Raw genomic sequence first — 25,658 nt, forward strand, 5'->3', positions numbered from 1 at the left:
AGTAGCGACAATCTCTTTTACACCGTCAATAGGGCATTGGCGGCTGTCGGGGATACCTTGGGAATTAAACTTAAACATAATGCTGCTTAATTTTGATTAGTTACTTAAAGAAATAACTTATTTCAAAATGGAGTCTGATTATAGCGATATTTATAAACTTAAAGCAAGACAAATATAGGAGTTTATATAGATAGACACAGATTAATATTAGCTATTAAAAGTAATATTTATGGAAGACGATAATTTATTAGAAACAAAATATTCAATAGCTGTTCAGTCAATTAAAACAGCAATATTAAGGAGTCAATATCAAGCTGTTAAGTTAGTTAACAAAGAGCAGTTATTTTTGTATTACACAATTGGTCGTTATATATCCAAAAACTCACGTGATGGATTTTGGGGAACTGGTGCAATCAAGTATATTAGTCATAGACTGCAGATTGAACTTCCAGGACTTAGAGGCTTCTCTGAACGTAATATAAAAAACATGCGTACTTTTTATGAAGAGTGGCAAATATTGGATGCAAATTCGGCAGTTAGAACTGCCGAATTACAATCAGTATATAATAAAGAAGATATTGAAACAGATATTCGGCAGTTAGAACTGCCAAGAATTAAGGATTTTCCTATAGAGGAGTTCTTCAGAATAGGTTTTACACATCATATAGCCATATTATCACAAGTAAAGACTGTTGAAGAACGTTTTTTCTATATAAAATTGGGTGCTAAAGAGTATCTGAAAGTTGATGTTTTAAAAAAAATGATGAAGGAGGACCTTTATCACAACCAAGGAAACTTTACTAATAATTTTATTGCTAAGCTGCCAACAACAGAGTTGGCTAGGAGAGCTATAATGGCATTTAAGGATGAATATATGCTTGATTTTATTAACGTAGAGGAACTTGGTGCAAGAGACATAGAGGATGTGGACGAAAGAATTGTTGAGAATAAAATTGTTCAGAATATTAAGAATTTTATAATGACTTTCGGACATGATTTTACATTTGTGGGAAATCAGTTCCGTGTGGAAGCTTTAGGACATATACATATTATAGATTTGCTGTTTTTCAATAGAGAACTTTCATCTTTAGTTGCGGTTGAATTAAAGACTGGTCCATTTAAGACAGTTCGGCAACCGTTCACTGACCGTTCACTGAAAGAAATCCAAGCGGTTACGATCCGAAATTGGATGACGGTGTAGGCAAGAACATTGCTCCTTTGCAGAAGGCAGGATTGTTGAGCTATGAGGTGCTGAATTCTGGACAGCTCAAAAAATACTTGAATGCTGACTGGTAATATGATTACTAAAAAGAAAAGATTATGGAGGAAAATTCACTATACGATAAAAATCTCTCCGTGAGATTACGGGAAAGAGTGCAGACTGGAACGAAGTGGCGAAAGACTGTGTGGCTTTCAGTAATGCACAGGGTGGCGTGATAGACTATGGCATAGAAGATGATGCGGATGTACCACCGGCAGACCAGAAAGTCTCAGAAGATGTTGCCATTAACTTGGAGAAAAAAATAAATGGTAAAACACATAATGTGTCTGCCCATGTCGAGATCCTGACGCATGAAAACGGTGGGCAATATATCCGTCTGCATATAGCACGTGGAACTTCTTCTGCTTCTACTACCTCCGGTAAATATTTCACACGGGTAAGTGATGAAAGCAGGCCACTTACAGGAGACGACATAACCCGCCTTTCTGCTGAAAAAGGTTATTATCGTTGGGAAGACGAGGAAAGCAAATGGAGCTGGAAAGATGCTGACAAGGAGAAATTAAATATGCTGCTTTATAATTTACGGAATTCAAACCGTGTGTCAGATTTCGTAAAACAGAAAGAGGATAAGGAGCTGTTGGATTATTATTTCCTGACAGTGGAAGAGTCGGATAAAATGACCAACCTGGGAGTGCTTTTTATCGGAACCCAATCGCAACGAGGCAGACTGATGAATGCGCCTGTGGTGCAGTGTATTCAGTTTGACCAGTATGGTGATAAGGTATGGAAATACCTGATTGATGACTTTACCAAGAATCCTCAGGAAATCATTGAAGCGATATGGAACAATGTGCCTGTTTGGAGGGAAAGCAATGAAATCAGTGACGGACTGTTCCGCAAGGAAATTCCTGCGTATGACGAAGCGGTAGTCAGAGAATTGACCTGTAATGCGTTGGTTCACCGCCCTTATACGGTAAGAGGAGATATATTTATCAATATCCATCCGGACAGGATTGAAGTGGTCAATCCGGGAGCATTGCCATTGGGAGTAACTCCACAGAATATCCTTCATAAAACAGTGAAGAGAAACGAGCATTTTGCCAATTTGTGCTATGCTCTGCAAATGATGGAGCGTGAAGGTTCCGGATATGACAAGATGTATGAAGTGCTTCTGTCCAATGGAAAACAGATTCCGAAAGTGGAAGAAGGAGATGATTATGTGAAGGCCATAGTAGGAAGACGCATTATCAGCCAGGAAGCCATCAAAGTAATTCGCTATGCTTTGCAGGTAACGGAACTCCGACAGAAGCAGATTATCTGTTTAGGACTGATAGCACAGCATGAAAGTCTTTCGGCTGCAGATCTGATTAAATTGCTGAATCTGAAAAACCGCGATGAGCTTTCTCCTTGGCTTGATAAGTTAGTGGATGACGGTATAGTAGAAACTTCAGGTAGAAAGAAGGGAAAGGAATATCGGGTTTGTTCTCATATACTTCAAGAAAGTGGTTATAAAGGACAGACATCCTTGAAAAGAATAGAACCTTATAGACTTCGTGAATTAATTATCGAAGACTTGAAAATATATGAATGTGCTTCTTTAAGGGATATTCAGCAGAGAATAGGAGATGAGATTAGTTATCAGAAATTGTGGAAACAATTGGATAATATGATAAAAGAAGGTATTTTGGAATCTACAGGTAAAAACAGATGGACAAAATATAGGCTTAAGAAATAATATTCTCTCTTTCAAAATTGTGAATAAAGAAAGAGATAAAATCGATTTTGAAAGAGAGAAATGAAAGAGATAAAGCTTTAAATATAGAAAATCATGATTGATAAATGGTTTCAAAACGATATAAATAAAGTATTGGCTGTTCATGACCGTGTGGTAGTGACAGATGTTTTAGGAGAAGGCAGATTCCTGTTGGATTATTTGCCTTCGGATGTAGTGGTGATCAATACTGGCAATGAGGAAATAGACGAGATAGAAGCAAGGTATAGAGCTGAAAAGGACTGTGTTGGCAAGAAGGTGGTATTCAGACAGACTTTTGAAAATCTATTATAAGTGTGTGGACAGTAATTCAATGAGGGAGCCTTTACTGAATTACATCGAGAAATATAAAATACCTCAAGGAGTGTCTGTATTGGATACTCATCCGGATCATTGTCTTATGGAGCTGGACAGACTGTATTTCAAGCAACTAAGTGCTGCATTGGAGAACAATGAATATATTATCGGATTTCAGCAATATATTGACAATCGAACTAAAAGTAAGAAGGCAGAAGCATATAAGGCTGAATGGTTGAAGGATGTAAAGGTATTGCTTGACTTCAAGAATGAGAAGCTTTATGAAATCAATACCGTTTCTCAACTGGCAACTTATTATCAATCACATTTTGTTCCTTTGGATTCAGCCATAAGACATCTGTATGTGGCATGGCTTCAGGAAGAAATACTATTGCGTCCTTATCAATACAGATACGAAGAATATAATAAAGAATTGCTTGACCGTTGGTTTGGGCTTATAGATGGATATAAACCAACTCAAAGAAACTTTATAGCTGATAAACTTTCCGGAAACGGACGGATAGCGGTATTTCAGTGACAAGGTTTCAATCTTGTCGGAAAATGGAGCAAAGACTGTGCTTGTGCCTATGGATAATCTTGCAGAACTTTCTACTTTGTCGACTACGGTTTTGGGTAAGACTGATGTGCCTTTTTATGCCAATACACAAATGATTATCCAGAAGATGATGCTGTAAATGTAGAAATTTCTGCTTGCAATTCTGCTTGTAGAAATTTGTAATATATAAAATAGCAAATTGCTGTTATTCAGTACTTCTTGAAGAATTCTGCTTGCGTAAATTATTAATTGAAATTTTCAATTCACCCTCAACTTGGGGGTGGATTAAAGAACAATAAAATCTTTATAAGTAAAATAGAATAGGTATGTTTTGCAAACCTGTTTAAAACCTTTTGCAAAGGGTTTGCAATACCGGTTAGTGAACGCATAATGAACGGTTAGTGAACATAGAGTGAACAGGATTTGATTATAACAGTCTACCAAAACCAGGAAAAGACAATAAGGTGACGTGTTTACTGATTGTTCAGCAGTCGTTCGTTGATTGTTCACTGGCCGTTCGCTGAAAGATGATTTGAAAATTATGCCAAAAAGGTTGTAAGGTTATAACCTTTTTAGGGACTGAAGATACTGAACGCTTATGCGTACACAGTCCACTCTGACTCTTGCGGATATGAAAGAGGAAACGGGTATCTGTGTGACGGCTATTCAGAAATTATTGGATCAGTTGATAAACACCTAATGGACAGTTAGTGAACTGCGTTAAATGGTATTCAAATAGTGTTTAGGGCTTGTAATATAACTCGTTCTTTTATTTCACGTATTATATCCGGTTTACTGGTCAATTCGTCGGATAATATTGTTCATTATGTCGGTTATTAGTCATTATTAGGATAATTATAGATGGTTTGTCCTATTTTTTAGCTACCTTTGTGCGCTAATTGTATATAACTGAATGATGACTGATATAAAATCACCACTTTTGGGTAAAACTTTGAACGAACTTCAATCTGTAGTTTTGGATTTGGGTATGCCAAAGTTTACCGCAAAACAGATTGCTTCGTGGCTGTATGAAAAGAAAGTTTCCTCAATAGATGAAATGACAAACCTGTCACTGAAAAACCGTGAACTTTTGTCGCATAAATATGAGGTTGGGGCGACTCCTCCGGTACACGAAATGCGTTCTGTAGATGGAACTGTGAAATATTTATTCCGTACCCCGGAAAATGATTATATTGAGGCTGTATATATACCTGACGATGACAGGGCGACATTGTGTGTGTCGTCGCAAGTGGGATGTAAGATGAACTGTAAGTTCTGTATGACAGGCAAGCAGGGATATACCAACAGCCTGACAGCCGCACAGATTCTTAATCAGATTTATTCCATTCCTGAGAGGGATACATTGACAAATGTAGTGTTCATGGGTATGGGTGAGCCTTTTGATAATCTGAATGAAGTACTTAGGGCTTTGGAAATTCTCACTGCTGATTATGGATATGCGTGGAGTCCGAAGAGAATAACCGTTTCTACCGTTGGCTTGAAGAAAGGTCTTGAAAGATTCCTCGAAGAAAGTGACTGCCATCTGGCTGTGAGCCTGCATTCTCCTTTTCCGGCACAAAGACGCGAGCTTATGCCTGCTGAGAAAGCTTTCTCCATAATGGAGATTATAGAGATATTGAAACGGTATGATTTCAGCAAGCAGAGACGTCTTTCGTTTGAATATATAGTGTTCAAGGGGGTAAATGACAGTCTGATATACGCCAAGGAGCTTGTCAAGATATTGAAGGGACTGGATTGCAGAATGAATCTTATACGTTTTCATGCCATACCGAATGTGGATCTTGAAGGTACTGATATGGACTCTATGGTGCAGTTCCGCGATTATCTGACACAACATGGAGTATTTGCTACAATCAGGGCTTCAAGAGGTGAGGATATATTTGCGGCTTGTGGGATGCTTTCCACTGCCAAGCAGCAGGCTGAGAAAAATAATGTGTAAACCAATAAGAAATTGATAATATGAAACGTATTGCTTTTTATTTTAGCTTCGTGATGTTGGCTGTCGTGTTGGCATCATGCCGTAATGATGGTAAAAGTATTATTACTCCGGTTTCAAGCGGAAGACCATACGAAGTGATGGTTGTAGCGGACGATAATTGCTGGATGAGTCCGGACAGTGCGCTCTATCATGTGCTTGATACAGATGTGCCGGGCTTGCCTCAGGCGGAACGTTCGTTCAGAATCTCACGTATCCGTCCTGCGAATTTTGACCGTGTGATGCGTATTTTCAGAAATATCATAATAGCTGATATTCAGGATATTTACACTCAAACCAAATTTAAGTATACGCGCGATGCATACGCTTCTCCACAGATGATAATGACTATACAGTCGCCAAATCAGAAGGAATTTGATGAATACGTAAGTAAGCACGGACAGGTGATTGTGGATTTCTTTACACGTGCTGAAATGAACCGTCAGATAAACCTTTTGCGTGAGAAACATAATGCTGCCATTTCGGCAAAGGTGGGAAGCCTGTTCGACTGTGATATCTGGATGCCTAATGAACTGAACTCGTTCAAGACGGGCAAGGATTTCTTCTGGGCTTCAACCAATCTTAATGATATGAATTTCGTGATGTATTCTTATCCGTTCAGGGACAATAATACGTTTACAAAGGAGTATTTTATCAACAAACGTGATTCTGTAATGAAAATCAACATACCGGGGTCAATGGAAGGTATGTATATGGAGACAGCAGACTCAATCTTTGTGGATGTAAAGAACATAGCTGTTAAAGGCGATTATGCATTCGAAGCCAGAGGATTGTGGGAAATGAGAAACGATGCTATGGGAGGTCCTTTCGTATCGCATGTCAGGGTTGACAGAGCTAATGCTAGGGTAATAGTGGTGGAGGCTTTTGTCTTTAAACCGGATAAATTGAAGCGTGACCTGATGCGCAAGCTTGAGGCATGTCTTTACACTCTGAAATTACCTGCACAGAAAGAAGTATTCGAATTGCCTATAGGGGCTGGTGTGACAGAAATTACAATAACCGGCGACTCTATAAAATAAGTATATATCATAATAAGTATAGACATGGAAAGACGTAAAATAAGAGTGGGAATCACCCACGGTGACATCAATGGAGTAGGCTATGAGGTTATACTGAAAACCTTTGCCGAACCGGAAATGATGGAATTATGTACGCCGGTAGTGTACGGCTCGCCTAAAGTGGCTGCATATCATCGTAAGGCGATGGATATTTCTGCCAATTTCAGCATAATAAATTCTGCAAAGGAAATACAGGACGGCAGACTGAATGTTTTGAATTGTACTGCTGAGGAACTCAAAGTTGAGCTTGGCAAACCTACTGCAGAAGCAGGAAAAGCTGCGCTTGATGCTTTGGAAAGAGCTTTGGCCGACTATCGTGAGGGTGGAATAGATGTGCTGGTGACAGCTCCTATCAACAAGCACACCATACAGTCCGAAACATTCCATTTCCCTGGTCACACTGAGTATATTGAAGAGCGTGTGGGAGATGGCAACAAGTCGTTAATGATTCTTATGAAGGATGATTTCAGGGTGGCTTTGGTTACAGGTCATGTTCCTGTAAGGGAAATCCCGTCTATACTTACCAAGGAATTGATAGAAGAAAAAATAGAGATATTCCATAAATCGTTGAAACAGGATTTCGGAATAGGATGTCCGCGCATTGCTGTGTTCTCACTGAATCCTCATGCCGGTGATAATGGTCTTCTTGGTACAGAGGAACAGGATGTCATTATTCCGGCAATGGAAGAACTGAAAGCAAAAGGAATACAGTGTTTTGGCCCTTACCCTGCAGATGGTTTTATGGGGTCGGGTAACTTTACTCATTTCGATGGTATCATGGCTATGTACCATGACCAGGGATTGGCTCCATTCAAAGCTTTGGCCATGGATGAAGGAGTGAACTATACAGCAGGTTTGCCTATTGTAAGGACATCGCCGGCACATGGTACGGCGTATGATATTGCCGGACAAGGGGTTGCTTCGGAAGATGCGTTTCGTCAGGCTATTTATATTGCTATTGACGTATTCCGTAACAGATGTATGGAGAGAGAGATAAGTGCGAATCCGCTTCGCAAACAGTATTACGAGAAACGCGATGATAGCGATAAATTGAAACTTGACGCTGAATATGAAGAGTAAGTTTAGGAATATATTTTTCATAGTAGGAGTTGTAGCCATAGTAATAATGCTTTTTGGAATGGACATGACATACGAGGATGTAGTGTCATGCTTGAGAAAAGCCGGTATATGGTTTCCTGTATTGTTGTTGCTATGGATGTTTATATATGCTATAAATGCGGGAGCATGGTATGCTATTATTTGTAATGGGTTGAATGGGGTTAAAGTTCCTTTTTTGAAAGTCTTCAAATATACCATTACCGGTTTTGCATTGAACTCTACCACGCCGGTTGGGCTGATGGGAGGCGAACCTTACCGTATAATGGAGTTGAAACCCTACGTAGGTATTGAAAAGGCATCTTCAAGTGTGATATTGTATGCGATGATGCATATTTTCTCTCACTTTTGTTTTTGGCTGTTCTCGCTGCTTATATATATATTGTCATACTATAACCAGATAAACAGGACTTATGTGATAATCATGAGTATTTTTGTTGTGGCGTGTATGATAGGAATTTACTTTTTTATAAAAGGATATCGTTCGGGAATGGTAATGAAACTGATGCGTTTTTTGCAGCGTATGCCTTTTATAAAGAACAAGATAACCAGATTAATAGAGAGAAAAGAAGAAACTTTTGTGCAGATTGACAATCAGATAAAGGATTTGTATAGGAATAATAAATATACTTTCTTTACTTCATTGTCACTGGAATTTGTAGCAAGAGTCGTATCTTGTCTTGAGGTATATATCATCTTGTTGATATTCTCTACAGACGCAAGTTTCTTCGACAGTATATTGATATTAGCGTTTACATCATTGTTTGCCAATCTGATGTTCTTTTCGCCAATGCAGCTCGGTGCTCGCGAAGGTGGGTTTGTGATGTCTGTTGCGTTACTGTCTATCCCGTATTCTTATGGCGTATTCATGGCGCTTCTTATAAGAATTAGGGAAGTGGTGTGTGTAATCATTGGTATAGCATTGATGAAGATAGGTAATAAATAAAAGGACCATGGATTTAGTTTCATTTAAGAAAGGACTGAAATCAACATTAAAATCAGAAGATACAGAGGGATTTTTTGAAATATACGTTACTCGTTCAAGTGGGTATTTGTGGGCTCTGTTTTTTAAAAAGTTGGGAGTACATCCTAATGTAGTCACCATAATATCCATCATATTGGGTATGCTGGCGGGATATATGTTCTACTTTGACGACCTGAAGCATGCTTTGTTGGGTATATTTCTGCTTATTTGGGCTAACTGGTATGACTGTGCCGACGGTCAGTTGGCCAGAATGACCGGCAAGAAGAGCTTGTTGGGACGTGTCTTGGATGGTTTTGCCGGAGATTTATGGTTCTTCTCAATATATTTCTTTATATGTCTCCGTCTAACAGATACATGGGGCATATATATATGGTTGTTGGCTGCTTTTTCAGGCTTCATTTGCCACAGCAAGCAATGTGCCCTTGCCGATTATTATAGAAACATTCACATGTTTTTTCAGAAAGGCAATATAAATTCCGAGTTTGACAAGTCATCTGTTCAGGTGAAAAAAATGAAATCCCTTAGTTGGAAATCCGACTGGTTTGAAAAACTTTATCTGTTCTTCTATATAAAATATACAAAAAGTCAGGAAAGCTTGTCGCCTTCTTTGCAGAAACTGTTGCGTGGGGTTGAAAGCAAATGGTTGGAAAAAGGAGAGGATATACCTTCTGATTTCAGAGATGAGTACAGAAGGAACAGTAAGCCATTGATGAAATATACCAATATCCTTACATTCGATACCAGAGCTTTTGTTCTTTTTATTTCTGTTCTTGTGAAAGAACCATGGTTTTTCTTCGTTTTCGAAGTAACGGTTCTTAATATCTTGTTTTTCTACATGAGATACAGACATGAAAGTTTCTGTAAGAAAATGTATAAGGATTATCATTTAGATGTAAATATATGAAAAAGATAGCTTTTGTAACGGCAGGAGGTTCTGGAGGAAGGATGCATAAGGATACTCCAAAACAGTTTCTGGAGTTGCAGGGAATGCCTGTCATAATTCATACTTTGCTGAAATTTGAACAAAGCAATGATATAGATGTTATTATTGTAGTATGTCTGAATGGATGGATTGATAAACTTAAAGCGCTGGCTTTAAAATATAATATAACAAAACTTGAGGCTATAGTTGAAGGTGGTAGCAATAGTCAGGAGTCAATATCAAAAGGTATAGAATATTTGCTTGGCAATGGCTATAGTAAAGATGATATAGTTCTGGTTCATGAGTCGGTCAGACCTTTTATTACAGACAAGATAATAGCCGATAATATAACATCATGTATGGAAAGAGGTAATGCCGTTACTGTAGTAAGAGGAAATGAGTCTTATTTATATAGTGAAGACGGAATCTCTTCCGAAAGGCATTTTCTGAGGGAGAAAATGTTTATGGTACAGACCCCTCAAACATTTAGGTTGGGTTGTGTGGCTAAGGCACTGAATGCTGCAAATGAAAAAGGCCTGGTTTCGCAATCACTTTATATATTGATGTCTCAATTGGATTATACCCCGCTGTATATGGTTGATGGAGACAGATTTAATTTGAAACTGACGTATCCCGAAGACTTGAAGATATTCGAGATACTTTTGACGCAAGGTGTTAGATAAATGATAATATAAGAAAAAAGTAAGATTTTTATTTAAAAGAGAGTGGTATGGGAAAAGAAGAGTCAAAAAGAATTCAGACATCAATACTTAACAGGGCTGAAAAAGTAGCATTGGTATGGTTGGCACAGCGTCAACCACGTTGGGTAACATCGGATTTTTTAACTTACATGGGTGTTATGGGTGCCTTGGTTTATGCCTTGGGATGTGTGCTTGCAGCAAGTAATATAATGTATTTGTGGTTGGCTTCGTTTGGTATGGTATTAAATTGGTATGGTGACAGCTTGGATGGAACATTGGCTCGTGTACGTAATTTGCAGCGTCCTGTTTATGGATTTTTCATTGACCATTCTTTGGATGCCATAACAATATGCATAATGTGTGTAGGAGCAGGATTGTCTCCTATGTTCAGACTTGATGTGGCATTGTTGGTTTTGGCAGGTTATCTGGTGTTGTCAGTATATACATATATTGTTACTATAATAAAGGGTGAGTTTCGTCTGACATACAGTTCTTTTGGTCCGACAGAGTTCAGACTGGTCATTATTTTAATCAACACAATATGTATGTACACTCCTTGGGCCGATATTAATGTAGATGTTTACGGTCAGCATTTTGGCGTTTACGATATTGTAGGTCTGGCTATAGCTGTATTCCTGTTTGTTGCTTACTTTATACAGTTCAGTAAAGATAGGAAGATATTATCCGAACAAGATCCTATAAAGCCTTATAAAAAACAGTAATTGGAATATCTGTTTTTTTAGATACAAAAATAACTGGGCTGACTTTATAGGTCATTATTGTTCCGATAATTTACGGATTATGTTTTATAAGATACAAAAATATATTTATTAATATGGTAAAAAGATTACTCGTTGTGATAGCTTTGTGGGTTTGGGCTTTGGGATTATATGCTCAGATTCATGGGGTTGTTATAGATTCAGATACCGGTGAGCCTATCCCATATTTGAACATATACTATGATGGCAAGGGGGTGGGAACTATAACCGACATTGACGGTAAGTATTCAATTCCATATCATTCCGGATGGAACAAATTGACATTCTCTATGGTCGGCTACACCAGGCAGGATATAACCGTTTCGTCAAAAACGACAGAGCTTAATGTAAGCATGAAGTCTGATCTGGTTCTTGACGAAGTTGTGGTCAAGCCTAAAAAAGAGAAATATTCCAGAAAGAATAATCCGGCGGTGGAATTGATGAAGAAGGTTATAGCTTCGAAGGAAAAGACCAATCTGGAGAATAAAGACTATTATTTTTATAATAAGTACCAGAAAATAACACTTGCCGTAAATGATATAACTCCTGATTCGCTGAAAGAATCGTGGCTTTTCAAAAAATATCCGTTTCTGCGCGATCAGGTGGAAATGTGTGATGTGACACAGAAACGTATATTGCCGGTTTCTGTTGATGAAACAGTTTCGCAGAAGATTTATAGAAAGGAACCACATTCTGAAAAGACTATAATACAAGGTATCGAGTCAAGAGGTATAAACGAATTGTTCAGTACTGGAGACATGCTTACTACTGTATTGAAGGATGTTTTTCAGGATATTGATATTTATCAGGACAGGTTCCGCTTTTTGCAGTATCCGTTTGACAGCCCTGTATCGGATGCCGGTATAAGGTTTTACAAATATTACATAATGGATACAGTATATGTGGAGCGCGACAGGTGTTTCCATTTGACGTTCGTGCCGAATAATTCTCAGGATTTCGGTTTCACAGGTCATCTGTATATTTTGGCCGACTCTACATATAGGGTGAAACAGTGTAATATGAATCTTCCGAAAAAGACTGATATAAATTTCGTAGATCATATGATCATCAACCAGAAGTTCGGAGAATTGCCTACCGGTGAATGGTCGCTGATGGAAGATGATATGCTCTGTGAATTGTCATATCTGAAAAAAATCCTTGGGTCGTACATGGTGAGAAGGACTACACGTAACTTTGATTTTTCTTTCGAACCGTTGCCTGACAAATTGTTCAAGAAGAAAGGCTCCGAAATAAAGGATGTAAACGCGATGATGCGTGATGATGAATTCTGGAAAAAGTACAGACAGGAGGAACTTACGGAATCGGAAACACGTATGGGCAGCTTCCTTGACGATTTGGCAAAGATTAAGGGATTCAAATATATAATGTTCGGATTGAAGGCCTTGATTGAAAGTTATGTGGAGACAAGCAAGGACAGTAAAGTGGATATAGGTCCGATAAATACGATGATAACATCGAACTATATCGACGGATTACGATTGCGTGCATCTGCACAGACTACGGCTAATCTGCATCCTAATATTTTCCTGAAAGGATATTATGCATACGGATTTAAAGATAAGAAGTCAAAATATATGGGAGAGTTGGAGTATTCGTTCGACAAGAAGGAATATCTTCCAAGAGAGTTCCCTAAACATTCCATGACGTTTACTTATCAGTATGACAATATGCTGCCGTCCGATAAGTTTATAAATGCAGACAAGGATAATGTGTTTACAGCCTTGAAGGTTTGTCAGGTGGATCAGTATAACTACGAACGCAAGGCCACTATCAAGTATGAGCGTGAACGTGAATTCGGTTTCAAGACAATAGCAATGTTGAGATATGCCAATTATGAGCCTTGTGGTGAATTGTTCTATCGTACAATGGCTGGCGAAAATGCATTGCAGACTGCTATAGCAGACGGTTCGTTATCCGGACAGAAATGGGTACAGTCGCCTTTCAATACTCACGATATAACTGTGACGGAGGCATCTTTAACTTTAAGGTACGCTCCGGGCGAGACTTTCGTAAATACGAAACAGAGACGATTGCCTGTCAATCTTGATGCACCAGTGTTTACGTTGCAGCATACATTAGGTCTGAAAGGTGTTTTAGGTAGTGATTATACTTATAATATGACAGAAGCTACAGCTTATAAGCGTTTCTGGCTAAGTTCGTGGGGTAATCTTGACGTACATTTGAAAGGTGGAATACAGTGGAACAAGGTTCCTTTCCCATTGCTGATAATGCCGGCTGCAAACTTGTCGTACATTTTACAGGATGGAACATTCAACCTTATCAATAATATGGAGTTCCTGAACGACCGTTACGCATCGCTTGACGTATCATGGAATATGCAGGGAAAACTTTTCAACCGCATACCTTTGATCAAAAAACTGAAATGGCGTGAGTTTATCGGTGTCAAGTGCCTATGGGGTACGCTTACGGATAAAAACAATCCTTTCCTTGAGCAGAACAAGAATGATGATATGCTGATGATGTTCCCGGGACATTATGATAGGACAGGTAATTATAATTATTCTAGTTATGTGATGGATCCTAAAGTACCGTATGTTGAGGTAACAGCCGGAATTCACAATATATTCAAGCTTTTGCATATAGAATATGTGAGACGTCTTAACTATAATCATCTTCCTACAGCCAACAAGTGGGGTGTGAGATTGATGATACGTACAGTGTTCTAAAGTAATTTTCTGCCATATTTACTGATTCTTTCCAAAGATTTTGTAAATTTGGCAGATAATTTTTTATAATATGGTAAAGTCGGATATTCAAAATATAAAGTTACGCTTTGGTATTATAGGTAATACCGAGGGGCTTAACAGGGCTATTGATATTGCTATGCAGGTGGCACCTACGGACTTGTCGGTACTGGTTACAGGTGAGAGTGGAGTTGGTAAGGAGAGTTTTCCGCAGATAATACATCAGTTCAGCCGCAGAAAACACGGACCGTATATTGCTGTAAACTGTGGGGCTATACCTGAAGGTACAATTGATTCGGAATTGTTCGGACACGAGAAAGGTGCTTTTACCGGTGCCATAAGCGACAGAAACGGTTATTTTGCCGAAGCTAACGGAGGAACAATATTTCTGGATGAGGTTGGAGAATTGCCATTGTCAACCCAGGCAAGACTATTGCGTGTCCTTGAATCAGGTGAATATATCAAGGTAGGTTCGTCCAAGGTTCAGAAGACAGATGTAAGAATTGTTGCCGCTACAAACGTAAACTTTGCGGATGCCATAGCCGAAGGGCGCTTTCGTGAGGATTTGTATTACCGATTGAATACAGTTCCCATTAAGGTTCCGCCTTTGAGAGAGAGGCCTGATGATATAGCGTTGTTGTTCAGGAAGTTTGCAGCCGACTTTGCAGAGAAATACCGTATGCCTTCCATACAGCTTAACGAACAGGCTAAGCGTATGCTTGTGGAGTATCCGTGGCCGGGAAACATCCGACAGCTTAAAAATATTACCGAACAGATTTCTATCATAGAAACCAACAGGGATATTACTCCTGAAATTCTTTCAACTTATCTGCCAGATATGGGAAACAGTTCCAGGCTGCCGGCATTTGTCGGAGGTAAGGGTGCACATTCCGGAAACAAGAGTTTTGAAAGTGAGAGAGAAATTCTTTATCAGGTGCTGTTTGATATGCGTCGTGACGTAACGGAACTGAAAAAACTTGTACATGAGATAATGACGGAACGTGAAGCAACAGGTCATCATGTATCTCATCCGGTTGACAACGCTTCTCATTTCCTTCAGAATCCTACACTTGATGTCATTAGCGATGTGCCGATGGTCATGCCGCAGGTTCAGCAATATCCGCAGGTGAGCCAGATACAGCCAGTGAGCCAGATTCAGCCGGTAAATAAGGTTTCTTCTATAACTCCTGTTTCTAACGTGTCTGTAAAACATACGGATTCGGATTATCATGACACGGAGGTTTATGTGGAAGAAAATCTTTCTCTGGATGATGTTGAAAAAGAGATGATAAAAAAGGCTCTGGAACGTCATAACGGAAAGAGGAAGAATGCTGCCAACGACTTGAAGATTTCAGAAAGAACATTGTATAGAAAAATAAAAGAATATGGACTTGAATAAAATAACAAGATTTAATATCGCATCTGTATTGGTACTGTCGTTATGTTTTCTTGCGTCATGTACTGTCTCTTATAAATTTAACGGATCTTCCATCAATTATGATAAGGTAAAGACTATATCGTTCGAGAATTTCCCGAACAGATCTGCCGCATTCGTATGGGGCCCTATGGAATCTATGTTCAATACCGAGCTTCAGGACAGATATATGCAGCAGACCCGACTCAAGCAAGTGAGACAGAACGGTGACTTGCAGCTGTCCGGTGAGATAACCAACTATGACGCATATAATAAGGGTGTAGGTTCGGACGGTTATTCTACGATGGCTGAGCTTAAGATGACTGTAAATGTTCGATTTGTGAACAATACTAATCATGCGGAAGACTTCGAACAGCAGTTCTCTGCAAGCCGTGAATATAATTCCACACAGCAGTTGTCTGCCGTTCAGGAAGAATTGGTTAATCAGATGATTGACGAGATAGTGGAACAGATATTCAATGCTACAGTTGCTAACTGGTAATTTCGTTTGATTATGGAAATGCAAAGATTGGATGAGTGGATAAATAATCCGGATTTGATGGGGAATGATACTCTGGAGGAGTTACGTTCCATAATATTGCGTTATCCGTATTTCCAGACAGCCTGGCTGCTATATATTAAGAATCTTTATCTGATAAAACATCCTTCTTTTAAAGATGAGTTAAGACGCGGTGCATTATATGTTGCAGATTTGAGCGTGCTGTTTTATTTCGTAGAAGGAAATAGTTTCTCTTTCCCAAAATCTGAGTATAAAGAGTCAGAAAAGCAGGTGGCTAATGACAGGACACTTGATTTGATAAACCGTTTCCTTTCGGAGATTCCTAACGATAAAGGATTGTCGTCAGAACTGTCAATACCTGTAGATTCTGTTATGGATTATTCGTCGTTGCTGTTGCTGAATTCAGCAGAAAATGGCAGAAAGGAAGTTGACAATACAGCTCTTCCGCTAAAAGGTCAGGCCTTGATAGATGATTTTATCGAAAAGTCTGAATCAGGAATGCTTTCATCGGGTAATAATATGACGGATGCTGTCGGTAATGGAAATGAAAAGGATGAATTCAGTGATGAAGACCTGGTAGTAATTGATGATGATAATAATGCAGGCCCAGTGGATGATGCAATGGATGGTAGTGCTGAAGCTGCCGATGAAACCGGTGACGATAATTATCTGACAGAAACATTGGCTAAAATTTATGTTAAACAGCAAAGATATGATAAAGCATTGGAAATTATTAAAAAATTAAATTTGAAATATCCAAAAAAAAATGCTTACTTTGCAGACCAAATGAGATTCCTTGAGAGATTGATTATTAACGCTAAATCAAAATAAAAGAAAATGTATTTATTATTTATTGTATTGATTGTACTTGCAGCATTGTTACTATGCTTTGTTGTAATGATACAGAATTCTAAGGGTGGAGGCTTGGCTTCTAGTTTCGCATCTTCTAACCAGATTATGGGTGTGCGTAAAACAACTGATTTCATTGAAAAACTTACTTGGGGACTTGCTGCTTTCATGGTAGTTGTAAGTATTGCAGCTGCTTATGTAATACCTCATTCTGCTGAAAACTCTTCAGTAATCATGAAACAGGCTGTAGAAGAACAGAGTACTAATCCTTTGAATGCACCTGCCGGTTTTGCTGCTCCTCAGACTGATGCTGCGGCTGCTGCTCCTGCAACAGGTGATTCTGCAAAATAATATTTTCAGAGTACAAGTATTTAAGATTATAATGTCATTCATAAACCTATAAAGTTTGTGGGTGGCATTTTTTATTTGTTTAATAATATGATGAAAACACAGAATGAAAAAACACGTAATGTTGCTATCGATGCATTGCGCGGATTTGCAGTAATGGGGATAATGCTGCTGCATAATATCGAACATTTTAATTTTTATTCGTTTCCTGAAGCTTCTGGCGAAACAATCAAGGCACTTGACACGAGTTTGTGGGATATGATGTTCTTCACTTTTGCCGGTAAGACGTATGCTATTTTTGCATTATTGTTCGGATTTACTTTTTATCTGCAAAGTAGAAGTACGGAGAAAAGAGGGGAGGATTTCAGAAACAGATACATGTGGCGACTTTTGCTCCTTCTTGGCTTCGGATTTATTAATGCCGCTTTCTTTCCGGGAGAAATTCTAGTGCTTTATGCTATTGTTGGTTTTGTTCTGGTCCCGGTTAGACACTGGAACAATAAGGCTCTTTTTGCAATGGCGCTATTCCTTATGCTTCAACCGGTGGAATGTATTAAAGTGGTATATTCTGCATTTAATCCTATGGAAAATCCGGAACAGATGATTTTCTCACTAGGTGATGTTTATCCGCAGCTTGGCGGAACATCGTTTTGCGAGATGGTTAAGGTTAATCTCGTCACAGGACAGTTGGCTAGTCTTAACTGGGCGTGGTGTTACGGACGTGTATTCCAGACTGCCGCTTTGTTTATGATAGGACTTTTGTTGGGAAGGCTGGGATATTTTGATGCATCGTCGGAAGAGAAGCTTGAAAAATCACGCACTTTCTGGATTAAGGTATTGTGCCTTTCTTTGCCTGCAACTTTACTGATGTACTATCTGAAAGAGTTTATCTATACTCAGGTAGAGATAAAGTTTATGCTTTCGTCGTTGCAGACTATTCTTAATTCGTGGTATAACCTTTTCTTTATGCTGTGTATTGTAGCTTCATTCCTTTTGCTTTATTGGACTTGCGATGGAAAGGTTCAGAAACTTTTAGCTCCGTATGGAAGGATGAGTCTTACGGATTATGTTTCGCAGTCTATAGTCGGCAGCTTCCTATATTTCGGATACGGACTTGAATTGCACAAAGTGTGCGGAACAACATGTAGTCTGCTTGTAGGTATTGTGTTTTTGACTTTTCAGGTTCTGTTTGCTCATTGGTGGTTTAGAAATTTCAAGCGTGGACCTCTGGAAACTATATGGCACCGACTTACGTGGATCGGTAAGGAAAAATAGGATATTGCAGATTGCATAAAATAAAAAAAGAGTAATATCATTTACCTGTTTGGTGGTGATATTACTCTTTGATTTTTATCTCAACTGACTATTACTTGTTGATTTTACTCCAAGTGTCTTTCAGTGATACTGTTCTGTTGAATACCAGATGTTCAGGAGTAGAATCCTTATCTACATTGAAATAGCCGATACGCTGGAACTGCAGATAATCCAATGGTTTTGCATCTGCCAGGAACTTCTCTACATAACATTCGTTCAGTACTGTCAGAGAGTTAGGATTAATCATTTCCTTCATTGCTTCAAGAGGTGAGCAGTTCTTGGCCTCACGGATGGCAGCCATTTCGTCACGTGGATTTTCCACCTTCCACAAGCGGTCGTACAGACGAACTTCAGCTTTCAGACAGTGGTTGCAGCTTACCCAGTGCAGTGTACCTTTTACCTTACGGTTTGCTTCTGGCATTCCGCTCTTTGTGTTAGGATCATATTCTGCATAAACCTCAGTGATGTTTCCGTTTTCATCTTTCTTGCATCCTGTACATTTCACGATGTAAGCATTTTTAAGTCTCACTTCCTGTCCCGGAGTCATACGGAAATATTTCTTAGGAGCATCTTCCATGAAGTCTTCACGTTCCATCCACAATTCGCGGCTGAATTCGATAGTGTGAGTTCCTGAGTTTGGATCTTCAGGATTGTTGATGGCTTCCATCTCTTCTACCTTGCCTTCAGGATAGTTTGTGATAATCAGTTTTACAGGGTTGATAACTGCTGAGACACGTGTAGAACGTGCATTCAAGTCTTCGCGTACTGCACTTTCAAGCAATGCGAAATCATTCAGTGCATCGTATGTGGTATATCCGATTTTATCAACGAAGTTTCTGATAGACTCAGGTGAGTAACCACGACGGCGGAAACCGCAGATGGTCGGCATACGTGGGTCATCCCATCCGTTTACAAGACCTTCCTTAACCAAAGTCAGAAGATTACGCTTACTCATAAGAGTGTAGCTCAGATTCAACTTGTTGAATTCATACTGGTGTGGACGGTGGTCATCAAGGTCTTTGCCTTCCTTCACCCAGTCAACAAACAAGTCGTATAGCGGACGGTGTACAACGAATTCCAGTGTACACAGTGAGTGAGTCACACCTTCGAAGTAGTCACTCTGTCCGTGAGCGAAGTCATACATCGGGTATGCCTTCCATTTGTCACCTGTACGATGGTGAGGAGTTTTAACCACACGGTAAATGATAGGATCGCGGAAGTGCATGTTAGGGTTTGCCATGTCAATTTTTGCACGCAGAACCATCTTTCCTTCTTCTATTTCGCCGCTATTCATTTTCATGAACAGGTCAAGATTTTCCTCGATAGGACGGTCACGGTATGGACTGTTAGTTCCCGGTTGGGTTGGAGTACCCTTTTGTGCAGCTATTTCTTCAGATGATTGTTCGTCGATATATGCTTTGCCTTCTTTTATAAGTTGGATGGCGAAGTCCCATAATTGCTGGAAGTAGTCCGAAGCATAATATTCGTTACCCCACTGGAATCCCAACCACTGGATGTCTTCTTTGATAGCTTCTACATATTCCACATCTTCCTTTGTAGGATTTGTGTCATCGAAACGAAGGTTACATACGCCTCCGTATTTCTTAGCTATTCCGAAGTCCATGCATATAGCTTTGGCATGTCCTATGTGAAGATATCCGTTTGGCTCAGGCGGAAAACGTGTTTGTATTCTGCCGTCGTTCTTTCCTTCTTTCAAGTCTTTCTCTACGATTTGTTCGATGAAGTTCAGACTTTTCTTTTCTGAACCTTCTGTAGCTTTTATTTCAGTCATAGTCCTTATTTATAATAATGCGCAAAAATAATCATTTCTTTTTATATAATAATGTGTTTTATTGACTTATTCATTTTCTGTAATGAAAGAAATTTTATCATTTCGATTTAAAAAGTTTACTGTGGCACGGTAATTATGATGATATTTTATGTAAAGTAAAAATGTTTTACACGGTTAATACTGATTTATGGAAATATTATGTATAAATCTTAAAATTAACATAATAATCTTTGGTATTATAGTTAAATGTTCTTATCTTTGTCGCTATACAAAAGTGGGGTAAGAAGCCCTTGGATAGTACTGAATAAGAAATAAAAATGTAAAATATGTTTTATGACATCTTTTTTTATTTGGTCAATCCAAAAAATCCCCCCATCTTTGTGACGTTATCCTGAAAACAATCTTTTTACCTTAAGAAAAAAAAACTAATACCTATTGAAAACTTGAAAAAGGCTCTTTGTGAAAAGGGCCTTTTTTTATGCAGTTACCTGTCATCTTTCAACCTAATTATGTATTTTTGTAGAAAAATCAAATATATATGTCTCAACCGTTAGCAGAACGTTTACGTCCAAAATCATTGGATGATTACATAGGTCAAAAGCATTTGGTAGGTCAAGGGGCAGTACTCCGTAAAATGATTGACTCAGGGCGGATATCCTCATTTATATTGTGGGGACCTCCGGGAGTAGGAAAGACTACACTTGCACAGATTATCGCAAACAAGCTGGAGGTGCCGTTCTATACACTGAGTGCCGTTACATCCGGAGTGAAGGATGTGCGCGAAGTGATAGAAAAAGCAAGCAGCAACCGTTTCTTTTCGCAGCAGAGTCCTATACTTTTTATTGATGAAATACATCGTTTCAGCAAGTCACAGCAGGATTCTTTGTTAGGAGCGGTGGAAAGGGGAGTAGTTACTCTTATTGGTGCTACTACTGAAAATCCATCCTTTGAGGTTATTCGTCCTTTGCTTTCAAGGTGTCAGCTGTATGTCCTTAAATCGTTGGAAAAGGAAGACTTGCTGGAGCTCCTTCATAAGGCTGTGGAAAAAGATACTATATTGAAGGAGAGAAAAGTAGTGTTGAAGGAAACTGATGCCATGCTTAGATATTCAGGCGGTGATGCAAGAAAGTTGCTTAACATATTGGAACTTGTAGTAGAGGCAGACAGTGATACTCCGGTAGAGATTACTGACGAGAAAGTAGTGGAACGTCTTCAGCAGAATCCGCTTGCTTACGATAAGGAAGGTGAAATGCATTATGATATAATATCCGCATTCATCAAGTCTATACGCGGAAGTGATCCGGATGGTGCTCTCTATTGGCTTGCGCGAATGGTAGAAGGTGGAGAGGATCCGGCTTTCATAGCAAGACGCCTTGTGATATCTGCTTCCGAAGATATCGGTCTGGCCAATCCAAACGCATTGTTGCTGGCTAATGCTGCCTTTGATGCCGTAATGAAAATAGGTTGGCCTGAAGGTCGTATTCCGTTGGCTGAAGCTACGGTATATCTGGCTACAAGTCCGAAAAGTAACTCTGCTTACGAAGGGATAAATTACGCCATAGATCTGGTACGTCAGACAGGAAACCTTCCTGTACCGTTGCATCTGAGGAATGCTCCTACTAAATTGATGAAGCAGTTGGGTTATGGTAAGGATTACAAATATGCACATGCCTATAAGGGAAATTTTGTAAAACAACAGTTCTTACCAGATGATTTGAAAGATACGCGTATCTGGCATTCTCAGGACAACCCTTCTGAAGCCAAACTCAAGGACAGAATGACTCAGCTTTGGGGAGATAGATTTAAGGATTAATTATGCAATAATTTTTTAGTGATATGAATATAGTAGTATTAGATGGATTTACGATGAATCCTGGTGATTTGTCATGGGATAATCTTGAAAAATTAGGATCTCTGAAAGTATATGAAAGAACGTCTGCTGATCAATTGCTGGAGCGTGCAGCAGATGCGGATGCCATTTTAACAAATAAGACTGTGGTTGATTCTGCAGCTTTACATTCTTTACCAAAACTGAAATACGTAGGGGTACTTGCTACAGGATATAACGTGGTTGATATAAAAGCAGCCAAGGAACTTGGTATTGTAGTTACCAATATCCCGGCATATAGTACAGAGTCGGTTGCACAAATGGTATTCGCGCATATACTCAACATAACGCATCGTGTAGGCCGTTATGCCGACGAAGCTCATTCGGGTGTATGGAGCAGGAAAAACGATTTCTCATATACCAATAGTCCGCTTATGGAATTGTGTGGCAAAAAAATTGGTATTGTAGGATACGGTAATACAGGTTCGGCTACTGCACGTATTGCTCTGGCATTTGGTATGAAAGTTACTGTTTATACCAGCAAACCACAGTCTTTGTTGCCTGCAGGAATTGAAAAAGCAGAATCCATAGACGATATATTCAGAAACTCTGATATTGTCAGCCTGCATTGTCCTCTGAATAATGAAACATCGGAAATTGTGAATTCTTATCATCTTTCATTGATGAAGGAATCTGCCATACTTATTAATACTGGTCGAGGAGGACTGGTAAACGAAAACGATCTGGCTGAGGCTCTTAGGACTTGTCGTATCAAGGCAGCTGGTCTTGATGTAATGGTAAACGAACCACCGCGTGAAGATAATCCGTTGTTGGGATTGGATAATTGTTTTATCACTCCGCATATAGCCTGGGCTACATACGAGGCACGAGTAAGACTTATGGATCTTGCCGTGAAAAATCTTAAGAGTTTTATCGAAGGAAATATAATTAATAATGTAGCCAGATAGGAATATGACTAAAGAAGAAAGAATAGAAAAGGCTGTTTCGCTATTTAAGGAAGGATATAACTGCTCGCAGTCTGTAGTAGCTGCCTTTGCTGATATGTATGGCTTTACAGAGGAGCAGGCTTTAAAAATGGCATCGGCATTTGGCGGTGGTATAGGCCGTATGCGTGAAACTTGTGGAGCGGCCTGTGGACTGTTCATGCTGGCAGGTCTTGAGAAAGGAGCTACAAAAGGTTCTGATCGTGAAAGTAAGGCTGCCACATACGCCCTGGTTCAGGAACTTGCTGCAAAGTTCAAGGAAGAGACCGGATCCTTACGTTGCTCTGATTTGTTGGGATTGTCAAAAAAAGAACCTATAGTATCTACTCCTGAAGCTCGTACCAGCGCATATTATGCAAAGCGTCCATGTGCAAAGATGGTTGAAACTGCGGCGCGTATATGGGCTGATTATATTTATGGTGTGAAAGAATGACTATAAAAAAGATACTCCCGCCAATCGCTATTGTCAGGAGTATCACAACACAAAAACTAAACTAGACTTAACTAAACTATTTAAATGAGAAGTTTCACAACTTCTGTTCTTTATTCACTTGCAAATATATGTTTTTTATTGGCAAAAACAAAAAAATAAAAGCTTTTTTCCCAGGCAAATAAATAAAAAAGTTGAAAATGAAACTTATTTATTATATAATATGTTTATTAACATAATCCTGTAGCATTGTTTTGTAAGTTTCCGATATTGGAATGTATTCTTTACCGAAAACAATACGCCCTTTATCGATGATCTTTATTTTTGATTTTTGCACTATGAACGAACGGTGAACACGTAAAAAACGCTCAGCAGGAAGCCTTTCTTCCAGTGCTTTCATGCTTATAAGCGACAATATAGGACGGGAATTTTCTTCTGTATATATTTTCACATAATCTTTCAGCCCTTCTATATATAGTATTTTGTCCAGCTCAATTTGTATTAACTTATAATCACTTTTTACGTAAATATATTCAGAACTTTCCGGTTGAAAGTTTGTTTTTTCGCTTTCTGCTTTTAGTTTCAAATTAAACCATTCCATAGCCTTACCCACCGCCTCACTGAAATCAGCATAGCTGATAGGTTTCAGCAGATAGTCGAGTGCATTTGCTCTGTATCCGTCTATCGCATACTGTTCGAAAGCTGTAGTGAATACTATCCTTGTTCTTTCGGGAACCATCTTTGAGAATTCCAGTCCGTTGAGGTCCGGCATTTGTATATCCAGGAACAGAAGATCAACCGGATTGTTAGGCAGTTCATTCATTGCCTGTACTGCACTTGAATAAGTCCCACACAACTCAAGCGATGGCGTTTTCTTGACGTAGCCTGCTATCAGTCCCAAAGCCAGAGGCTCGTCGTCTATTATTGCGCACCTTATAGTCATAATTATATAGTGTGATAAGTTTTATTATATTTTTAGTTTGATGCATGAATTGTAAACTTTGTCGTTATCGCTAAGCCAGCATTTCCATTCATGCTTGTCGGGGTACAACAGTTCAAGTCTTTTGCTGACCTGCTCAAGTCCTATACCTGAACCGCTCTTGTCGGTTGTCGATTTAGGATGATTGCTGTTCTGTATAGTACAGATAATGTACTCCTCGTTTTCCTCTATGGTTATTTTAATGAAACTTTCTCCCGTAGGCGAAATCCCATGTTTGAATGCATTTTCTATCAGAGATATGAAGATAAGTGGAGCGACCGGAGTCTGGCTGTTATCCTTTATCCTGAAATTGGTCTCTATGTTTACGTCTCCCGAAACACGTATCCTCATCAGTTCGATATAGTTTTTGATGAAGTTTGTTTCCTTTTTCAGAGGTACATACATCGATTGATTGTCGTATAGTACATATCTCAACAGTTTGCTAAGCTCCTGTATCGCTTGTTGTGCCTTGTCTGTATCTATTACAACAAGGGCATAAATATTGTTCAGAGTGTTAAGCAGAAAATGAGGATTAAGCTGGTTTCTCAGATTTTTAAGTTCTGCTTCCGTCATGCTTTTCACGGCCTCACGTCTTGCCAGTTCGGTTTCGTTCCATTTTATACTTAGCCTTATGGCAACACTTAGCCCTGCAGAAAAGATCATGCTGGCTATATCCCTAATCATGAAAACAATCTGTGAAGGCGGGTTGTGTCTGAACATATCAGGTGGAGGGCCAGGAACATGCAAGTCATTCCACCATCTGATGGCAAGTGATAGCAGTATTGTCAAAACAGCATTGAATGCCAGAAACTTTCTCTTGTGCTCGTTGAAAAGTAGTTTCGGAATCAACAGAAAATAGTTTATATAGAATATGGCAAATAATGATGCCGGAACAATGATAAACCGCATAAAAGCTTTCCAGTCTATGCTTCCGTTATCACCTTGCGTCATTATTATCGGAAAACCGAAAAACAATATCCAGCAGAATGCATGTATTGATATTTCCAACAATCTGTTGTTGCGGTTTGTGTGTGTCATAGGTTTTTACGAT

Annotated in this window: 24 protein-coding genes; 21 read left to right on the forward strand and 3 right to left on the reverse strand. The window is 39.1% G+C overall.

From position 1 onward, the window contains the following. Positions 1-229 precede the first annotated feature (229 nt). The 18 genes from H6A61_RS09830 to H6A61_RS09915 all read left to right on the forward strand — a co-directional run bounded on the left by H6A61_RS09830 (position 230) and on the right by H6A61_RS09915 (position 18,535). On the forward strand, positions 230-1,201 hold the full coding sequence (locus H6A61_RS09830) for a PDDEXK nuclease domain-containing protein (protein ID WP_204393255.1): 972 nt from the start codon (positions 230-232) through the stop codon (positions 1,199-1,201). Between the two features lie 190 nt (positions 1,202-1,391). Continuing rightward, positions 1,392-2,957: an ATP-binding protein gene (locus tag H6A61_RS16185; protein ID WP_204393257.1), complete on the forward strand. Its 1,566-nt coding sequence runs from the start codon at positions 1,392-1,394 to the stop codon at positions 2,955-2,957. A gap of 93 nt (positions 2,958-3,050) precedes the next feature. Continuing rightward, positions 3,051-3,287 carry a hypothetical protein gene (locus tag H6A61_RS09840; protein WP_204393259.1) on the forward strand — a complete coding sequence of 79 codons (237 nt, stop codon included), beginning with the start codon at positions 3,051-3,053 and terminating at the stop codon, positions 3,285-3,287. Between the two features lie 4 nt (positions 3,288-3,291). Beyond that, the gene (locus tag H6A61_RS09845; protein WP_204393261.1) at positions 3,292-3,828 is read left to right on the forward strand and encodes a hypothetical protein; all 537 of its coding nucleotides are present in this window, start codon (positions 3,292-3,294) and stop codon (positions 3,826-3,828) included. Between the two features lie 13 nt (positions 3,829-3,841). After that, on the forward strand, positions 3,842-3,985 hold the full coding sequence (locus tag H6A61_RS09850) for a hypothetical protein (protein WP_204393263.1): 144 nt from the start codon (positions 3,842-3,844) through the stop codon (positions 3,983-3,985). A 777-nt stretch (positions 3,986-4,762) separates the two neighbouring features. After that, positions 4,763-5,806 (forward strand): 23S rRNA (adenine(2503)-C(2))-methyltransferase RlmN, encoded by a 1,044-nt coding sequence (rlmN, locus tag H6A61_RS09855; protein WP_204393319.1) that lies wholly within the window; start codon positions 4,763-4,765, stop codon positions 5,804-5,806. A gap of 20 nt (positions 5,807-5,826) precedes the next feature. Continuing rightward, positions 5,827-6,882 (forward strand): DUF4837 family protein, encoded by a 1,056-nt coding sequence (locus tag H6A61_RS09860; protein WP_154043599.1) that lies wholly within the window; start codon positions 5,827-5,829, stop codon positions 6,880-6,882. A 24-nt stretch (positions 6,883-6,906) separates the two neighbouring features. Then, positions 6,907-8,001 carry a 4-hydroxythreonine-4-phosphate dehydrogenase PdxA gene (gene pdxA, locus H6A61_RS09865; RefSeq protein ID WP_204393265.1) on the forward strand — a complete coding sequence of 365 codons (1,095 nt, stop codon included), beginning with the start codon at positions 6,907-6,909 and terminating at the stop codon, positions 7,999-8,001. Further along, complete coding sequence (locus H6A61_RS09870) at positions 7,991-8,983, forward strand: lysylphosphatidylglycerol synthase transmembrane domain-containing protein (RefSeq protein WP_154043597.1); 993 nt, start codon at positions 7,991-7,993, stop codon at positions 8,981-8,983. Before pdxA ends, H6A61_RS09870 begins: the two co-directional genes overlap by 11 nt. Before the next feature lie 7 nt (positions 8,984-8,990). Further along, positions 8,991-9,926 (forward strand): CDP-alcohol phosphatidyltransferase family protein, encoded by a 936-nt coding sequence (locus H6A61_RS09875; protein ID WP_204393267.1) that lies wholly within the window; start codon positions 8,991-8,993, stop codon positions 9,924-9,926. Further along, entirely contained in the window at positions 9,923-10,627 is a 705-nt protein-coding gene (locus H6A61_RS09880) for an IspD/TarI family cytidylyltransferase (RefSeq protein WP_204393269.1), read from the forward strand. Before H6A61_RS09875 ends, H6A61_RS09880 begins: the two co-directional genes overlap by 4 nt. Before the next feature lie 47 nt (positions 10,628-10,674). Next, the gene (locus H6A61_RS09885) at positions 10,675-11,367 is read left to right on the forward strand and encodes a CDP-alcohol phosphatidyltransferase family protein (RefSeq protein ID WP_204393271.1); all 693 of its coding nucleotides are present in this window, start codon (positions 10,675-10,677) and stop codon (positions 11,365-11,367) included. A 113-nt stretch (positions 11,368-11,480) separates the two neighbouring features. Continuing rightward, a complete protein-coding gene (locus tag H6A61_RS09890; RefSeq protein ID WP_204393273.1) occupies positions 11,481-14,111 on the forward strand; it encodes a DUF5686 and carboxypeptidase-like regulatory domain-containing protein in 2,631 nt (876 codons plus the stop codon). Between the two features lie 70 nt (positions 14,112-14,181). Further along, positions 14,182-15,528 carry a sigma-54 interaction domain-containing protein gene (locus H6A61_RS09895; RefSeq protein ID WP_204393275.1) on the forward strand — a complete coding sequence of 449 codons (1,347 nt, stop codon included), beginning with the start codon at positions 14,182-14,184 and terminating at the stop codon, positions 15,526-15,528. Continuing rightward, a complete protein-coding gene (gene lptE, locus H6A61_RS09900; RefSeq protein WP_204393277.1) occupies positions 15,515-16,045 on the forward strand; it encodes an LptE family protein in 531 nt (176 codons plus the stop codon). The genes H6A61_RS09895 and lptE overlap by 14 nt, the downstream gene beginning before the upstream one ends. A gap of 12 nt (positions 16,046-16,057) precedes the next feature. Continuing rightward, positions 16,058-16,894: a tetratricopeptide repeat protein gene (locus H6A61_RS09905; protein ID WP_204393279.1), complete on the forward strand. Its 837-nt coding sequence runs from the start codon at positions 16,058-16,060 to the stop codon at positions 16,892-16,894. A gap of 6 nt (positions 16,895-16,900) precedes the next feature. Further along, positions 16,901-17,263, forward strand: coding sequence for a preprotein translocase subunit SecG (gene secG, locus H6A61_RS09910; RefSeq protein WP_154043589.1), 363 nt, complete (start codon positions 16,901-16,903; stop codon positions 17,261-17,263). A gap of 87 nt (positions 17,264-17,350) precedes the next feature. Then, positions 17,351-18,535: a DUF418 domain-containing protein gene (locus tag H6A61_RS09915; RefSeq protein WP_239469175.1), complete on the forward strand. Its 1,185-nt coding sequence runs from the start codon at positions 17,351-17,353 to the stop codon at positions 18,533-18,535. A gap of 91 nt (positions 18,536-18,626) precedes the next feature. Here the strand turns inward: H6A61_RS09915 and H6A61_RS09920 are convergent, their stop codons facing one another. Then, entirely contained in the window at positions 18,627-20,366 is a 1,740-nt protein-coding gene (locus H6A61_RS09920) for a glutamine--tRNA ligase/YqeY domain fusion protein (protein WP_154043588.1), read from the reverse strand. A gap of 538 nt (positions 20,367-20,904) precedes the next feature. Here H6A61_RS09920 and H6A61_RS09925 point away from each other — a divergent pair. The 3 genes from H6A61_RS09925 to H6A61_RS09935 are packed head-to-tail and all read left to right on the forward strand — an operon-like array spanning position 20,905 to position 23,631. Continuing rightward, positions 20,905-22,179: a replication-associated recombination protein A gene (locus H6A61_RS09925; protein WP_204393282.1), complete on the forward strand. Its 1,275-nt coding sequence runs from the start codon at positions 20,905-20,907 to the stop codon at positions 22,177-22,179. Positions 22,180-22,202: 23 nt separating this feature from the next. Then, a complete protein-coding gene (locus H6A61_RS09930; RefSeq protein WP_204393284.1) occupies positions 22,203-23,162 on the forward strand; it encodes a D-2-hydroxyacid dehydrogenase in 960 nt (319 codons plus the stop codon). A gap of 4 nt (positions 23,163-23,166) precedes the next feature. Further along, positions 23,167-23,631, forward strand: coding sequence for a C-GCAxxG-C-C family protein (locus tag H6A61_RS09935; protein WP_154043585.1), 465 nt, complete (start codon positions 23,167-23,169; stop codon positions 23,629-23,631). Between the two features lie 211 nt (positions 23,632-23,842). Here the strand turns inward: H6A61_RS09935 and H6A61_RS09940 are convergent, their stop codons facing one another. Both H6A61_RS09940 and H6A61_RS09945 read right to left on the reverse strand, forming a co-directional pair. After that, positions 23,843-24,571 (reverse strand): LytR/AlgR family response regulator transcription factor, encoded by a 729-nt coding sequence (locus tag H6A61_RS09940; RefSeq protein ID WP_204393286.1) that lies wholly within the window; start codon positions 24,569-24,571, stop codon positions 23,843-23,845. 24 nt (positions 24,572-24,595) lie between these two features. Continuing rightward, positions 24,596-25,645, reverse strand: a complete 1,050-nt coding sequence (locus H6A61_RS09945) for a sensor histidine kinase (protein ID WP_204393288.1) — start codon at positions 25,643-25,645, stop codon at positions 24,596-24,598. Between the last annotated feature and the right edge of the window lie 13 nt (positions 25,646-25,658).

It is taken from the genome of Bacteroides caecigallinarum (assembly GCF_016901995.1).
GTDB lineage: Bacteria > Bacteroidota > Bacteroidia > Bacteroidales > Bacteroidaceae > Phocaeicola > Phocaeicola cellulolyticus.

Excerpts from the sequence above, each read along its gene's own strand:
- H6A61_RS09830 (WP_204393255.1), top strand. The coding sequence starts at position 230 with ATGGAAGACGATAATTTATTAGAAACAAAATATTCAATAGCTGTTCAG.
- H6A61_RS09840 (WP_204393259.1), top strand. The coding sequence starts at position 3,051 with ATGATTGATAAATGGTTTCAAAACGATATAAATAAAGTATTGGCTGTT.
- rlmN (WP_204393319.1), top strand. The coding sequence starts at position 4,763 with ATGACTGATATAAAATCACCACTTTTGGGTAAAACTTTGAACGAACTT.
- H6A61_RS09860 (WP_154043599.1), top strand. The coding sequence starts at position 5,827 with ATGAAACGTATTGCTTTTTATTTTAGCTTCGTGATGTTGGCTGTCGTG.
- pdxA (WP_204393265.1), top strand. The coding sequence starts at position 6,907 with ATGGAAAGACGTAAAATAAGAGTGGGAATCACCCACGGTGACATCAAT.
- H6A61_RS09870 (WP_154043597.1), top strand. The coding sequence starts at position 7,991 with ATGAAGAGTAAGTTTAGGAATATATTTTTCATAGTAGGAGTTGTAGCC.
- H6A61_RS09875 (WP_204393267.1), top strand. The coding sequence starts at position 8,991 with ATGGATTTAGTTTCATTTAAGAAAGGACTGAAATCAACATTAAAATCA.
- H6A61_RS09880 (WP_204393269.1), top strand. The coding sequence starts at position 9,923 with ATGAAAAAGATAGCTTTTGTAACGGCAGGAGGTTCTGGAGGAAGGATG.
- H6A61_RS09885 (WP_204393271.1), top strand. The coding sequence starts at position 10,675 with ATGGGAAAAGAAGAGTCAAAAAGAATTCAGACATCAATACTTAACAGG.
- H6A61_RS09890 (WP_204393273.1), top strand. The coding sequence starts at position 11,481 with ATGGTAAAAAGATTACTCGTTGTGATAGCTTTGTGGGTTTGGGCTTTG.
- H6A61_RS09895 (WP_204393275.1), top strand. The coding sequence starts at position 14,182 with ATGGTAAAGTCGGATATTCAAAATATAAAGTTACGCTTTGGTATTATA.
- lptE (WP_204393277.1), top strand. The coding sequence starts at position 15,515 with ATGGACTTGAATAAAATAACAAGATTTAATATCGCATCTGTATTGGTA.
- H6A61_RS09905 (WP_204393279.1), top strand. The coding sequence starts at position 16,058 with ATGGAAATGCAAAGATTGGATGAGTGGATAAATAATCCGGATTTGATG.
- secG (WP_154043589.1), top strand. The coding sequence starts at position 16,901 with ATGTATTTATTATTTATTGTATTGATTGTACTTGCAGCATTGTTACTA.
- H6A61_RS09915 (WP_239469175.1), top strand. The coding sequence starts at position 17,351 with ATGATGAAAACACAGAATGAAAAAACACGTAATGTTGCTATCGATGCA.
- H6A61_RS09920 (WP_154043588.1), bottom strand. The coding sequence starts at position 20,366 with ATGACTGAAATAAAAGCTACAGAAGGTTCAGAAAAGAAAAGTCTGAAC.
- H6A61_RS09925 (WP_204393282.1), top strand. The coding sequence starts at position 20,905 with ATGTCTCAACCGTTAGCAGAACGTTTACGTCCAAAATCATTGGATGAT.
- H6A61_RS09930 (WP_204393284.1), top strand. The coding sequence starts at position 22,203 with ATGAATATAGTAGTATTAGATGGATTTACGATGAATCCTGGTGATTTG.
- H6A61_RS09935 (WP_154043585.1), top strand. The coding sequence starts at position 23,167 with ATGACTAAAGAAGAAAGAATAGAAAAGGCTGTTTCGCTATTTAAGGAA.
- H6A61_RS09940 (WP_204393286.1), bottom strand. The coding sequence starts at position 24,571 with ATGACTATAAGGTGCGCAATAATAGACGACGAGCCTCTGGCTTTGGGA.
- H6A61_RS09945 (WP_204393288.1), bottom strand. The coding sequence starts at position 25,645 with ATGACACACACAAACCGCAACAACAGATTGTTGGAAATATCAATACAT.